Genomic DNA, 12,589 nt, shown 5'->3' with positions numbered 1-12,589 from the left:
GCCCTTTACGCGTCCCAGGTATCTGCAGCAATCCTTACACCTGAAGCGTCCCCCGGAACTCGTCCCAGGAGGCGATCCCCAACGACTCGGCCAGCACCCGCACCTCTTCGACCAGGCGAAAGGCGTTGTCCGGGCGCATGAAGTTGTACGTGCCGATCTGCACCGCGTGCGCCCCCACCAGGATGAACTCCAGCACGTCCTCGGCGCTGGTGATGCCGCCCATGCCGATGATCGGCACATTCACGGCGCCCGACACCTGATGGACCATGCGCAGGGCCACGGGCTTGATGGCCGGGCCCGAAAGCCCGCCGACCACGTTGGCCAGACGGCTCCTGCGCTTGCGGATGTCCACGGACATGCCCGCGAGCGTGTTGATGAGCGAGAGCATGTCCGCCCCCGCATCCACGGCCGCCCTGGCAATGACGCGCACATCGGTCACGTTGGGGCTGAGTTTGACGATGACCGGCTTGTCCCCGGCCCGCTTCTTCACCGCACCGACAACCTGCGCGGCCATGAGCGGGTCCTGGCCGAACTGGACGCCGCCCTCGCGCACATTGGGACACGAGATGTTGACCTCAAGGGCCGAAATCTTGTCCTCGGTCGAAAAAATCCCGGCCAACTCGCCAAAATCCTCGGCGGTCTGGGCGTAGAGGTTGGCAATGAGCGTCGCTCCGGCAGGGATGTAGGGCAGCTTCTCTTTGAGAAATTTTTCCACGCCCACGTTCTGCAGGCCGATGGCATTGAGCATGCCGCAGGGGGTCTCGGCTATGCGCGGCATGGGATTGCCCGCGCGCGGAGCCAGGGAGATGCCCTTGAGGCAGATCGCACCGATGGCGGAAAGGTCGCCGTAGCGCATGAACTCAAGGCCGTACCCGAAGGTGCCCGAGGCGGTGATGATCGGATTCTTGAGTGTCAGGGGTCCAAGTTTGACTGTTTGATCCATGGCTATACCCCCAGCTCTATGTCGCGCACATCGAAGACGGGACCGTGCACGCAACTTTGCACGTAATCCCCGGCCACGGTCTTGCAGACGCAGCCAAGACATGCCCCAACACCGCAGCCCATCCGATTTTCCAGGGAAACCTGGCCATCCGTGCCGTGCAGGAGGCAGTATTTCTGCACGACTTTCAGCATGGGTTCCGGTCCGCAGGCCAGCACCTGTCCGACACCGGCCAATGCCTTGATGCGCTCCGAGAGCACCGTCTCGAACTGGGCGATGTCGGCCGGGGTTTTCTGCTGCATGGCCTCGCTTTTGATATGGGCCGCTATCTCGTCGTACGGATAATGTTCAAGATCGAGGCGATGCCCGAAAAGCATGGACAGGTTGTCCGTTTTTTCGCGCCGGGCCAGCATGACAAAGGGAGCGATGCCAACCCCTCCGGCCAGGATCAGGTTGGGCCGGGACTCGTCGATGCGGAACCATCGCCCAAGCGGCCCCCAGACCGTGACTTTCTGTCCGGGTTCAAGCTCGGCGAGCTTGCGCGTGCCGCGCCCCACGGTCTGGAAAATGATGCGCAAGCCCTCGTCGGACACGTCGCAGACGGAAAAAGGACGGGGCCAGACCAGCTCGACGCCCCAATGCGCAGGGCGAAGCATGACGAACTGTCCGGGCTTGCAGGTCCAACCCGGCGCGGCGAGGACAAGGTCGATGATGGAAGGGTCGCTTCCGGGGCGGCAGGACAGAACCTCCAGATCCCGGCATGGTGTTTGGCTGTCGATCATATGAAATTCCCGGACGCTTGTCCTGGCTCATGGGTGACGGGTGGGGCCTCGCCCACCATGCGGGCCAGTTCGGCCTGACGCTCGGCGGGGGAGAGGCTTGCGCACAAGGTGTAGGTCACGCCGTCGTGAACTTCCTTGCGAATGGCGAAATGTTCGTCGGCCAGCCGGGCCAGCTGCGGCCAGTGGGTAATGAGGATGACCTGCTGACGCGCCGCAAGCAGGCGGATACGCTCGGCGACCTTGATCAGGGTCTGCCCCCCTATGCCCGAATCGACCTCGTCGAAGAGCAGGGCCGGGAGCTGATCCCTGGTGCGCAGGCTGACCACGGCCAGCAGAAAGCGGGACAGCTCGCCCCCCGAGGCGATGCGGTCAAGAGGCTGCGCATCAAGACCGGGGTTGGGCACCCATAAAAACCGGGGCCGAAGCTCGTCAATACCCGCGTGGATGGTCAGGGCCCGAAAATCCACCAGAACCCGCAGATGCTCCGAAAAACCCAGGTTGACCAGTTCGTTCTTGAGTCCGGCGGTCAGCTCGACGGAAGCTGCCTCCCGCGCGCAATTGAGCGCCGTCGTGGCCAGGGCCAGGGCTTTGGCGGCCAGGACCTCGTCCTTTTCCAGCCGCTTCAGGGCAAGGCCGCTTTCGTCCAGGAAGGACAGGTTTTCCTCGATCTCCTCGCCAAGAGCCACGATGGAATCCAGGGACCTCTTGAGCTTGCGCTGCAGCTGTTGCAGTTCCCACAACCTCTTCTCCACTTTTTCGGCATCGAAATCCGCGTTCTGATGCGAACCAAGGGCGCGCAGGTCGCGCACCATGTCGGACAAGCCATCGCGGAAACGCCCGACCTCCCTTGCGTGCTCGCCGAAGCTCTCGTCGGCCTCACCTAGCCCGGCCAGAGCGCGTTCCAGAGACGTCAGGGCGTCCTGCAGCCCGTTCTCGCCCAGCAAGAGCCCCTGGGCCTCATCGGCCAGCGCATGGGCCTTCTCGGCTTGGCGGGACGCATCGCGCAGTCGCAGCAGTTCCTCTTCCTCGCCGGGGCGAGGGTCCACCTTGCGGATCTCGGCCAGTTGAAATTCGAGAAACTCACGCCGTTCGAGCAGGCCGGCCATGCGCCGCTGCACCTCGGCCTTGCGCGCCAGAATGGCCTGCAATGCTTCGCGGGCCTCGCGCTGGGTGACGAGAATCAGCGGATCCGCCAGAAACGCATCCAGGATCTCGACATGATGCTCCGGTGAAAGCAGGCGCTGCTGCCCGTGCTGGCTGGTGTGCATCAAAAGCTTGGGCCGAAGTTCTGCCAGACGTTCCTGGGAACCCAGATCGTCGTTGATAAAGAGGCGGCTGCGACCGGTCTTGGCGGAGAGTTCGCGCCGCAGAAAAAGCTCTTCGCCGTCAAGCTGGAACACGGCCTCGACCAGGGCCTTTTCACGGCCTGGACGGACCAGATCGGCGGCGATGCGTTCGCCGAGGATGAAATCCAGGGCGCGCAGGATGAAAGACTTGCCCGCGCCGGATTCGCCGGTGAGCACGTTCAGGCCCGGACAGAATTCAAGCTCGACATCGTCGATGAGGGCCAGATTCCGAATGCGCAGTGTTTCGAGCATATCCGCCTTGTGCTTAGGTTGCGTGCGGTCCCGGAACGGTCGCGGGGCGCAGCAGGTCCCGGATTCGTCCGGATTCGTCATGGGCTTCAAGCCGCCGCCAAAAACGATCTTCCTGGCCCTGACGCAGGGCTTCGTCCCTGGCCGCCAGCAGCTCTTCGAGGCCCTGCCGCACGCGAAAGGCGCGGCAATTGGTGGCCCCGAGTTCCAGGGTCAGCCGCCAGTTCGTGCGCTCACGCAATGAAAGATAGGACAGGGCCTTGAGCCGCAAGCTGTCCCATCCCCTGTCGCGGGCGAGGATTCTGGCCATCTCCCTGTACACGTCCGTGTGTTGCGGCTCGAATTCGCTGGCCAGCACCAGACATTCCAGACTGGATGCCGGCAGGTGCTTTTTGGGATTGAACACGAATCCGGGCCTGAAAACCCGCCTGATACGTTGTAGCTCCCTGGCCCAGGCAAGGCAAATCAAAAGCGGCGTGCTCCCCGGGTCCGGGGACGAAGGCGCGCAGTGACGCCTGTGCCGCAGGAAAAAAAGACGCGCCAGACGCACATCGGCAAACCCGAGCGCGCCCATGCTGCCCGCCAGGTTGACGTCAACCGAGGACTCGTACTGCCCTTTTTCGGCCACCGGCACGGCCAGACGCATGTACTCTTCCCGGCCGAGCCTGGCCCGCAGACGCAGCAGAACGGCCAGAACCTCTTGCGTCACAGGCAGGGCCGAGAGCCCGCCGGCAAGAACATCCGCATCCATGTCCAGACGCCCTGCCTCCCAAAGATGATACAGGGTCAGCCACCAGGCCACCCGCGCGTCGCCCCCTGTGGCCGCTGACCGGGCAGGCGTTTCACCGACCGCAGCGAGCAGCGCGGCAGCGCGATGCTGCGGAAGGTGCTCGCGCTTGACCCGCTCCCGTGCGCGCAGCCCCATGCTGCGGGCCAGCAGAGCCTCCGAACGCAGTCGCCGGACCCAGTCGGCAAGCTCCGCGCCGTCGCGATACACGGCAACCTCCTCGCCCGGAACGAACAGGTCCTCAAGTCCGGGTGTGGCCGGGTTGATCACCGCGCATCCGCAGGAGGCCGCTTCGAACAGGCGAAAATTCACTTCCCCGAAAATGGACTCGTTGGGCACGATCCGGCTGCGATCGTAAAAATCGAGCATGGAGGCAAAACCGAGGTCGGCCCGCGTCTCAAGAGGCCCCAGCGCTTTGAGCCAATCCATAAACCACTCCCGGACCGGCCTCTCCGGGGTGACCCGGCCGACAAAACCCAGGCCCTGGCGACGCTCGTCCCAAAGGGGCAGGACGCGCGGCGAGCCATACCAGGGCAGCCACAGGGTCCGGGCGACACCCCGCTCCCTGAACCAGGATTGCCAATGCTTCTGGGTGGTGCAGAAGAGATCGAAAAGGCGGGCGTAGTACTGGTGCCAGAAGCTGTTCAAATGCGTGTCTATGGACCAGAAAACCTTGGGGCAGGCAAAAACATCGAGGTCGGCGACGAGGGTCCGGGGGCCAAGGGATTCCTGCTGGATAAGGAGATCAGGGACAAAATCCCCCACAAGCGGAGCAAGGCGCACGATGCCCGCTCCCGGACGCAGGTCCAGCACGTTGTGTCCAAGGCCGGTCAGGGCTGCGCACAGGCTTGAACTCACGCAGACGATGTTCATGACACCTCTGCCGGCTGCCCCGGATTTTCGAAAAGTGCGGCAAAGGCGGGAGTCTGCCGCAATGCGGACCATTCGGCAGCGGCCGCGAGCCGCCCCTGATCGAGAATGAGACCGTGGGTCAGCAGCTCGTCCATGTATTCCGGGGAGTGGGTGGCCAGCACCAGGGTGCGCCCCTTTGCGGCCCAATGCCGCAGCAGTTCGACCATGCGTGCCTGCCAGGAGGCGTCGAGGCCGGAAAAAGGTTCGTCCAGGACCAGAAGATCCGGGACATGCACAACGGCGCGGGCCAGCATGACCTGCCGCGCCTGACCGTAGGAGAGGGAACCCAGCGGCCGATCCAGCCAATCCTCCATGCCCCAGGCTTTCGCCAGTTCCTCGGCCTGGCCGATCTGCGGTTCTGTAAGGCCGCGATGCACGCCCAGCCCGTCGCACAGGCCCGAAAGAAGCACGTCGCGGCAGGAGGCTTTGAGCTCGATGCGCTCCCCGATCCAGGGAGCAAGGATGCCTATGCGACCACGGATTTGCATCATTCGCGTGAGCCCCGACCGGCCGAACCATTTCGCCTCGCCGCCCGGCCAGGGGCGGCGGTACCCAGTGATGAGCTGCAACAGAGTCGATTTGCCGCCGCCGTTGTGCCCGAGCACGCCCCAGCATTCACCGGCACGAAGCGTCCAGCTCAGATTGTCCACGGCTGCGCGGCCTTCCATGACCACGGTGCACGAATCAAGTTCGACCACGGTCTCTGGCCGGACCGACGAGGCCTGCTCTTCCGGCAACTCCAGGGTGCCGGGGCGAACCTGCGCCGGACTATCAACGAGCCGCCCGTGCTCAAGATATATCCGCCCCCGAACTTCTTCGGGCACGGGCAGCAGGCCATGTCCGCTGACCAGAAGGCGGGTGTCGCCCGTGGCCGCGATGCGGTTCAGAGCGTCAAGCAGTTTGAGCTGACCTTGCCGGTCCAGCCCCTGGGTCAGCTCATCTACGGCAAGCAGTTTTGGAGAGGCGATGAGCGCCCGGGCCAGAAGCGCGCGTTTGGCCTGGCCCGTAGACACCGCTCGCATGGGACGATCAAGGACCAGTCCCAGGCCCATTTCAAGGCCCAGGGTCCGTGCTTTTTCGCGTTCGGCCTCGACTGGCTCGTGATAAAGAAAGGGGGTGTTGTGCATCCCGGCGCAGATGATTTCCCAGACCGGCACCCGCAGATCATGGCGCAGATACCAGTCCGCCATGGCGGGCGTGACAAGGCGCACATGCGGACGCACGCCGATGGGAGAAGACGATTCTTCCCCGAAGAGTCGATAGATGCGCTCGCCGCCGCTTCGCTGTGAAGGCCACAGCTCGCCGACGAGCAGCCGCAGCAGGGTGGTCTTGCCCGCCCCGTTGTCGCCGAGAACGGCAAAATGCTCACGACCGCAAAGGGTCAGATTCAGGTCATGCAGAATGCGGGCTGTGCCCAAATCCACATCGACGTGCCGAAGGTGAATCTCAAGACTGTCCATGCTTCCTCTGGCTGCGGGCAAGTTGTCCAGGAAGGCCCCGGAACGGAGGACAGTACTAGCGTTGCAGCAGCTCCATGTCGATAGTCAGATCGATGGTTTCGCCCATGACTCCCATCCGGGTCCATTCCTCGGAGCCCACATGGAAATCCAGACGATTTATGGAAAACTCGGCATGCAGGCCGAGTACCCTAACGCCCGGCATCTTGTCCTTGAAGGGATGGTCGGCGATGCCGAGCACCCGCAAGGGAACCCGAACCTCGGCGGTCACGTCGCGAATGGTCAGGTCTCCGGTGACGACAAGAACGCCTCCCTCTTCGGGGACCACTTGCCTGGAAGAAAAAATCATCCTGGGCGACCGTGCCACGTCCAGAAAGTCGGGACTGCGCAGGTGGTCGTCACGGGCGGGAACGCCGGTATGAACGCTTGAACTGTCGATCAGAAAATAAAACTGGCTTTTCTCGGGCGCGGCCGCATCATATTCCACCTGGCCGGAAAACCGGCTGAAGACGCCGGGCACATAGCCCACGATATGGCGAATCCGAAACCCCACGGCAGAGTGTTCCATATCGATATCCCATTGCCCGGCAGCCTTGTCGGCAGCCAAGAGCACGCCTGGTCCCGAAATGCAAAAAGCCGTAAGCAGAACCATCTTCAGAAAAAATCGCATCAAAAATTTCTCCGCTGAGGTTGTAACAGGCCAAGTTCCGACATCGGAAAAAAGCCCGCCCCGGCCGCCAGGCTCCATAAAATCACCTTCATCAGGAAGCCCACAACGCCAGATTTGTCAGGCCCCCCTATCAGGGACGAACCAATTGCGCCACACTTGAGTGTATGACAATTTTTTCCTGTTGACAGCCGATGGCGAATGTATCAAAAGGCGGCTTCGCGTTGTGGGGCTGTAGCTCAGCTGGGAGAGCGCTTGAATGGCATTCAAGAGGTCCGCGGTTCGATCCCGCGTAGCTCCACCACTTAAACGCATGAAAAAACATTAAGTTTACTTGAATGCCACAAACAAAAAAGCCGTCAGAGATGACGGCTTTTTTGTTGCATCCTCCATCCCCCGCCCCTCTTCCGCCACGTCCGCCGTCCCCGTGGGCGGAAATCACGCCCCGACAGAAATCAGCCCCCCGAAGCCCGTGGCCTGCCGCTCCCTGTAGAGGCGCTCGTCGTCGGGGTCGTTGGGCTTGGTGTGCTTGCGGTAATCCACCTCGATGAGAAGGGCGTTGGGATTGAAGACCAGCTGGTTTCTGACGTAGGCGATGGCCGTCAATTCCGTGTCGGCGCAGTGGGAGCGGTAGCCCGGGTAGAAGAGCATGTGCCGGTAAAGGGTCGCCGCCCACGAGCGCCGGACAAGGCCGAAGGCCGCCACGGTGCCGAAAAAGCGGCCCTCGTTGAAGGCCAGAAGCCCCGCCCGGCTATCCTTAAGCGCCTTCATGCCCTGCTCCAGCCAGTACATGCCGGGATAGGCGTCCTGGGCCAGGTAGGCGAAGAAAGGCGACGCTGTCCGCGAGTAGACGAAGTTCGCCACGCGGATGAAGCCAAGACGCGCGTCATCCTCCACCAATATCAAAAGGCCGGGATGGCTGGCGCGCAGGCGTAGGATCTCCTCGACCTGAACCGCCAGGTCATGGTCGATGAACGGCAGGACGAGCACGACCTCGTCGTGGCGAGCCGGGGCAAAGGCTGAAAAATTCGAGGATCTGAGAAAAAGCGATTTGAGCATCCGGGTGACCTCGGCGATATTTTGACTCCACGAGACCGCTAGCAGAAATCCTGCCACAACAACCGGGGCTGCGGATCAAATCCCGTTCCGGATTGACACTCCCGTCGCTTGTGTACGAAGGTTGCAGAAGGCCCTCCCGAACGGTTCCGACAACAGCGGCCCCCTCCGGCCCGGTGGAGAACATGAAGATCGACGTCCTCATCAACGTCTGCGGCAAGCCCTACCAGACCGCCCTGGCCCTGCTCACCCTGGAGCGCGCCAGCGGACACCACATCGACCGCATCTGGTTCGTCGAGGAGAACACCAAACACCTCGGCGTCGACATCCACACCGGGCTGCACGGGTTCGTTCTCGACAAGCTCAAGCACAAGATATCCTACCTGCGCCCAGAGATCTGGAACTACTGCTTCGCCCTGGAGCCCGAACGCCTGGACGACGTCACCTACCGCCACGCCATCCGCTACCAATGGGGCTGGGAGAGCACCGACAAGGATTACGTCCTGATCATCCACAACGACGCCCACTTCCATGACGACGTGGTCGGGGCCATGCTCGACGGCATCGGCGGACACATCGCCATCGGCCACATCGGCCAGTGCTGGTACTGCCCGGCGGCCTTCACGGGCAGGTGCGACTCAGACCACTATTTCGACTACCGGCCGTCCTTCGACGAACTCCAGTCCCTCTACAAGACCACCCGCGCCCCCGAGGGCTTCTTCATGCGCGCCCTCCACCTGCCGCGCATGCACGACTGCTTCGTGCGACAGCCCTGGCCCCTGCCCGAGTGCCGGGTCAACGAATGGTGCGCGCTTATCGACATGAAAAAGGCTCGTCCCCTGACCGTGCCCAAGGGCCGCGTTACGCCCTTCGGCGCCATCCTGAACGTGGGCAAACAGATCCTGGACGTGGGCTGCGGCTGGTTCCGTGACATGCACGTACGCGGCCACACCTGCGGAAACTTCGACATCTACCGCTACATGCACCACGACGTGCCACCCACGGGCCAGCCGACGCTGCTGGACAGGGCGGCATACGAGCGCAGGGAGCTGCAAGCCCTGGCGCGGCTACGGGACGAGTTCGGGCATCCCTAGACACCCGCATCACCTCTGTTCCGTCCGGGGTGCTGGGGCGTGATTCCCGACACTGGCTGGTCTTCGGGCACCTTCGCTGCGGGCGCCGCGCAGCCGGGCGGCCCTGCCTGCCCGACGCGCCGGACCGGTCAGTCTTTACACATCCCCCGCAGAAGGCTCATCTCCTGGGCATACCCCGGCAGTTCGTTTGGTGTTTCCAGAAAAAAAGGAAGATGCCGCAACTGCGGATGGTTGATGATGCGTCCGAATGCCTCCAGGCCGATGTGGCCTTCGCCGATGCAGGCATGGCGGTCCTTGCGGCTTTCTCTGGGGTTCAGGCTGTCGTTCAGATGAACGGCGTGCAGATTTTTCAGGCCGATGACCCGGTCGAATTCGGCCAGCACGCCGTCCAGGTCGGTGACGATGTCGTATCCGGCGTCATGCACATGACAGGTGTCAAGGCAGACTCCGATTTTTTCCGGCAGGCGCACGCGGTCCATGATCTCGCGCAGTTCGCCAAAAGTGCTCCCCACCTCGCTGCCTTTGCCGGACATGGTTTCAAGCAGGACCAGCGTCTTTGTTTGCGATGTGAGCACGGCATCAAGCTGCGCCGCGATGAGCCGTATTCCCTCGTCCACGCCTTGACCCACGTGACTGCCGGGATGAAAATTATACATGTTACCGGGCAGATGCTCCATGCGCAACAGATCGTCCCGCATCGTCTCCAGGGCAAAGCTCCTGACCTTGGCGTCGGCCGAACACAGATTCAGCGTGTACGGCGCATGAGCCAGCAGAGGGCCCAGGACATGTTCCTTGGCCAACGCCATGAATGCGGCCACATCGGCAGGATCGATGCTCCTGGCCTTCCCGCCCCGCGGATTGCGCGTGAAGAACTGAAACGTGCTCGCGCCGATCTCGATGGCCGTACGCCCCATGGCCAGAAAACCCTTGGAAGAGGAAAGGTGACACCCGATATTCAACATCACACGCCCATTTTTTTGAATTGACCAACCGTACCGAACCCCGGGAATGCACGCCGCCTGGATCCGAGATTGCTGAAAAAAGAAAGCCGCCTTCTTAAGACGGCTCTCCTGCGACTTGCACGCAAAACAACCTGTCGAGCCTTCAATCAACAGGCCCAAAAAGCCCGCGAAGCTAAATCTTGAATTTACTGACCATGGTATCCAGACCCTGGGCCAGACCGGACAGGTTCTGCGCATTTTCATGCACGGATTTGGCCGTCGAAGTAACATCCGTAGCGACGTTGCGCACCTGCCCGACGTCACGGGCGATATCGCGCACCACCGCATCCACGTGAGCCACGCTTTCGTTGACCTGCTGCAAGCCAACCGAGGCCTGGCCAACGTTCTCTGCAATGTCGCGCGTTGTCACGGACTGCTCCTCCACGGCCGCGGCGATGGACCCCACGATAACGTCCACGTCGCCGATGACCTCTGTGATCTCGGCAATTTCCGAAATCGTCTGCCCGGTTGCCTGCTGGATACCCTGGATGCGGTTGCGGATCTCTTCGGTTTCCTTTGCCGTCTGCTGAGCCAATTCCTTGATCTCGTTGGCGACAACGGCAAAACCGCGCCCGGCCTCACCGGCCCGGGCCGCCTCGATGGTGGCATTGAGGGCCAGCAGATTGGTCTGGGAGGAAATGGCGGTGATGGATTCGGTCACCTTGCCGATATCCCTCGTCGCCACACCAAGCTCACCGACCTGAGCCGTGGCCTTGCTCGCGGCGGACACGGCCCGGACCGTCATCTCCTTGGCCTTGCCGGTACTGAGCGCGATCTCGGAGATGGTCGCGCTCATTTCGTCGGAATTGGTGGCCACGGTGCTTATGTTGACCGTGAATTCCTCCATGGCTGCCGCCACGGTGTTCATGTTCGAACTCATATCATCCGTGGAAGACGCGGCCGCCGTGGAGGTGTGCGTCATCGTGTCCGCATAGCCGTTCAGGCACCCTGCCAGCTGTAAAAGCCCCTGGGAAGCGCTCGCCACCTGATTCGAACTTTGTGCCACATCCGCGAGCATGTTCCGAATCTTGTCCATGAGCTTGTTGAACCAGGAACAAAGCTCGCCGATCTCGTCGCTGGATTTGACTGCCAGACGGTCGGTCAGATCGGCCCTGTCCTCCGTGATGTCGATGATGCGCGTCTTCATCAGGGAGAGCGGACGAATGATAAGACGCATGAGCACAACAGAACTGATCAATCCGGCAGCCACAAGCACCACCGCCATGAGAGCCAGGATATAGAACCCCACGTCGCGGATCGCCGTGGTCCAGGCAGACGCGTCAAAGGCATAGACCAGTACGCCGACCTGTCCGCCCGCGTAATCCCTGACCGGAAAAGCGGCCAGCGCCATATCCCCGAATCTTTCGTAAACGGTGCCCTGCTGCCCTTGCAGCAAAAATTCCGGGGTCACGAGGCCCTCGACCCGGCCGTCCTCGGTGGGTGTGACCAGAACGAATTTGTCGCCGACCAGAGGATTCTTTTCCGGATTTTGCAGGGCCGTGGCCACGGACAGATTCGCAGCGTTCATATACACGACCATGCTTTGTCCTGCCCCGGAAGCAGCCCCCGCGATGACCGATTCGAAGGATTCAAGAGTCTCGACCGATCCCAGCTGCTTTCCGCTTGCATCCACTACCGGAGCGATGCCGCGGATGGCGAACCCGCCGCTGCCGACTTCGATACCCTTGATAGGCTTGCCGTTGGTGTTGACCTGCACGACCGTCTCCCTGAAAGCGGTCAGATCATCGGAGATGTCGACCCACTCCCCGCCGCGCTTGGTCTGCTTTTCCCTCCACAGGCGCACGAGGCTGCGCGCCTTGGGCAAATGAAAATGCAATTGCATGGCCTTGCCCGAGACGCTCTTGAATCCGGCCAGGTCGTCTTCAAGCAACCGCCGCAACTCATCCCGGGCCTGCTGCAGCAGGGGGTCCGCTTCATTATCAATATTGCCTAGATGGGCCAACTCAAAGGCCTGCACCACATCCGTCCGCCTGGAAAAAAGCGCTGCCTTCTCAAGCCCCTGATTCGCCAGTGTCGTGATGGCGGTGTCCACCTCACGCGATTTTTCCTCGGCGATGGAGCGCAACAATTGCCCCTGAAAATCAGTCAACTGGGAACGGATGAGTAGTCCGCCTGCAATACCCAGGACAACCACCGAAACAAAAAGCGGAAGGACGAATTTCGATCTGAGCTTCATATAACACTCCAACTTGTTGATTTGAAAACAAGCTTTACCAGCAAGTAGTCCTGCATAACCCAGCAATCCGAGGACTTCAACATTTCGTGCTGATTTAAGTC

Annotated in this window: 10 protein-coding genes and 1 tRNA gene; 2 read left to right on the top strand and 9 right to left on the bottom strand. The window is 61.9% G+C overall.

The annotated features are described in order from the left end of the window. Window positions 1-34: 34 nt before the first annotated feature. From CVU60_04075 to CVU60_04050, 6 genes are read right to left on the bottom strand one after another with little or no spacing between them, the layout of a single operon-like run. Window positions 35-943, bottom strand: coding sequence for a dihydroorotate dehydrogenase (locus CVU60_04075; protein PKN42974.1), 909 nt, complete (start codon window positions 941-943; stop codon window positions 35-37). Between the two features lie 2 nt (window positions 944-945). Next, complete coding sequence (locus CVU60_04070; protein PKN42973.1) at window positions 946-1,722, bottom strand: dihydroorotate dehydrogenase; 777 nt, start codon at window positions 1,720-1,722, stop codon at window positions 946-948. Next, complete coding sequence (locus CVU60_04065; protein PKN42972.1) at window positions 1,719-3,320, bottom strand: DNA recombination protein RecN; 1,602 nt, start codon at window positions 3,318-3,320, stop codon at window positions 1,719-1,721. The genes CVU60_04070 and CVU60_04065 overlap by 4 nt, the downstream gene beginning before the upstream one ends. A 13-nt stretch (window positions 3,321-3,333) precedes the next feature. Continuing rightward, a complete protein-coding gene (locus CVU60_04060) occupies window positions 3,334-5,049 on the bottom strand; it encodes a hypothetical protein (protein PKN42971.1) in 1,716 nt (571 codons plus the stop codon). Beyond that, window positions 4,974-6,476, bottom strand: a complete 1,503-nt coding sequence (locus tag CVU60_04055; GenBank protein PKN42970.1) for a hypothetical protein — start codon at window positions 6,474-6,476, stop codon at window positions 4,974-4,976. Before CVU60_04055 ends, CVU60_04060 begins: the two co-directional genes overlap by 76 nt. 55 nt (window positions 6,477-6,531) lie before the next feature. After that, window positions 6,532-7,221, bottom strand: coding sequence for a polyisoprenoid-binding protein (locus CVU60_04050; protein ID PKN42969.1), 690 nt, complete (start codon window positions 7,219-7,221; stop codon window positions 6,532-6,534). A 147-nt stretch (window positions 7,222-7,368) separates the two neighbouring features. On the opposite strand from CVU60_04050, the gene CVU60_04045 reads away from it, so the two are divergent. Continuing rightward, window positions 7,369-7,444 (top strand) — tRNA-Ala (locus tag CVU60_04045). Between the two features lie 134 nt (window positions 7,445-7,578). On the opposite strand, the gene CVU60_04040 is transcribed toward CVU60_04045, so the two are convergent. Beyond that, on the bottom strand, window positions 7,579-8,199 hold the full coding sequence (locus tag CVU60_04040; protein PKN42968.1) for a hypothetical protein: 621 nt from the start codon (window positions 8,197-8,199) through the stop codon (window positions 7,579-7,581). Between the two features lie 182 nt (window positions 8,200-8,381). On the opposite strand from CVU60_04040, the gene CVU60_04035 reads away from it, so the two are divergent. Next, complete coding sequence (locus CVU60_04035; GenBank protein ID PKN42967.1) at window positions 8,382-9,290, top strand: hypothetical protein; 909 nt, start codon at window positions 8,382-8,384, stop codon at window positions 9,288-9,290. A 128-nt stretch (window positions 9,291-9,418) separates the two neighbouring features. Here the strand turns inward: CVU60_04035 and CVU60_04030 are convergent, their stop codons facing one another. Further along, complete coding sequence (locus tag CVU60_04030; protein ID PKN42966.1) at window positions 9,419-10,252, bottom strand: endonuclease IV; 834 nt, start codon at window positions 10,250-10,252, stop codon at window positions 9,419-9,421. A 172-nt stretch (window positions 10,253-10,424) separates the two neighbouring features. Next, the gene (locus CVU60_04025; GenBank protein ID PKN42965.1) at window positions 10,425-12,488 is read right to left on the bottom strand and encodes a hypothetical protein; all 2,064 of its coding nucleotides are present in this window, start codon (window positions 12,486-12,488) and stop codon (window positions 10,425-10,427) included. Window positions 12,489-12,589 lie beyond the last annotated feature (101 nt).

The organism is Deltaproteobacteria bacterium HGW-Deltaproteobacteria-18, from assembly GCA_002841885.1.
Taxonomy (GTDB): Bacteria; Desulfobacterota; Desulfovibrionia; order Desulfovibrionales; family Desulfomicrobiaceae; genus Desulfomicrobium.
Note: the sequence above shows the minus strand (reverse complement) of the source record. Positions and strands in the feature narration are given on the sequence as shown.

What these genes read in the sequence shown, in the direction of transcription:
- CVU60_04075 (PKN42974.1), bottom strand. Translation starts at nt 943, where the DNA reads ATGGATCAAACAGTCAAACTTGGACCCCTGACACTCAAGAATCCGATC.
- CVU60_04070 (PKN42973.1), bottom strand. Translation starts at nt 1,722, where the DNA reads ATGATCGACAGCCAAACACCATGCCGGGATCTGGAGGTTCTGTCCTGC.
- CVU60_04065 (PKN42972.1), bottom strand. Translation starts at nt 3,320, where the DNA reads ATGCTCGAAACACTGCGCATTCGGAATCTGGCCCTCATCGACGATGTC.
- CVU60_04060 (PKN42971.1), bottom strand. Translation starts at nt 5,049, where the DNA reads ATGGTCCGCATTGCGGCAGACTCCCGCCTTTGCCGCACTTTTCGAAAA.
- CVU60_04055 (PKN42970.1), bottom strand. Translation starts at nt 6,476, where the DNA reads ATGGACAGTCTTGAGATTCACCTTCGGCACGTCGATGTGGATTTGGGC.
- CVU60_04050 (PKN42969.1), bottom strand. Translation starts at nt 7,221, where the DNA reads ATGGAGCCTGGCGGCCGGGGCGGGCTTTTTTCCGATGTCGGAACTTGG.
- CVU60_04040 (PKN42968.1), bottom strand. Translation starts at nt 8,199, where the DNA reads ATGCTCAAATCGCTTTTTCTCAGATCCTCGAATTTTTCAGCCTTTGCC.
- CVU60_04035 (PKN42967.1), top strand. Translation starts at nt 8,382, where the DNA reads ATGAAGATCGACGTCCTCATCAACGTCTGCGGCAAGCCCTACCAGACC.
- CVU60_04030 (PKN42966.1), bottom strand. Translation starts at nt 10,252, where the DNA reads ATGTTGAATATCGGGTGTCACCTTTCCTCTTCCAAGGGTTTTCTGGCC.
- CVU60_04025 (PKN42965.1), bottom strand. Translation starts at nt 12,488, where the DNA reads ATGAAGCTCAGATCGAAATTCGTCCTTCCGCTTTTTGTTTCGGTGGTT.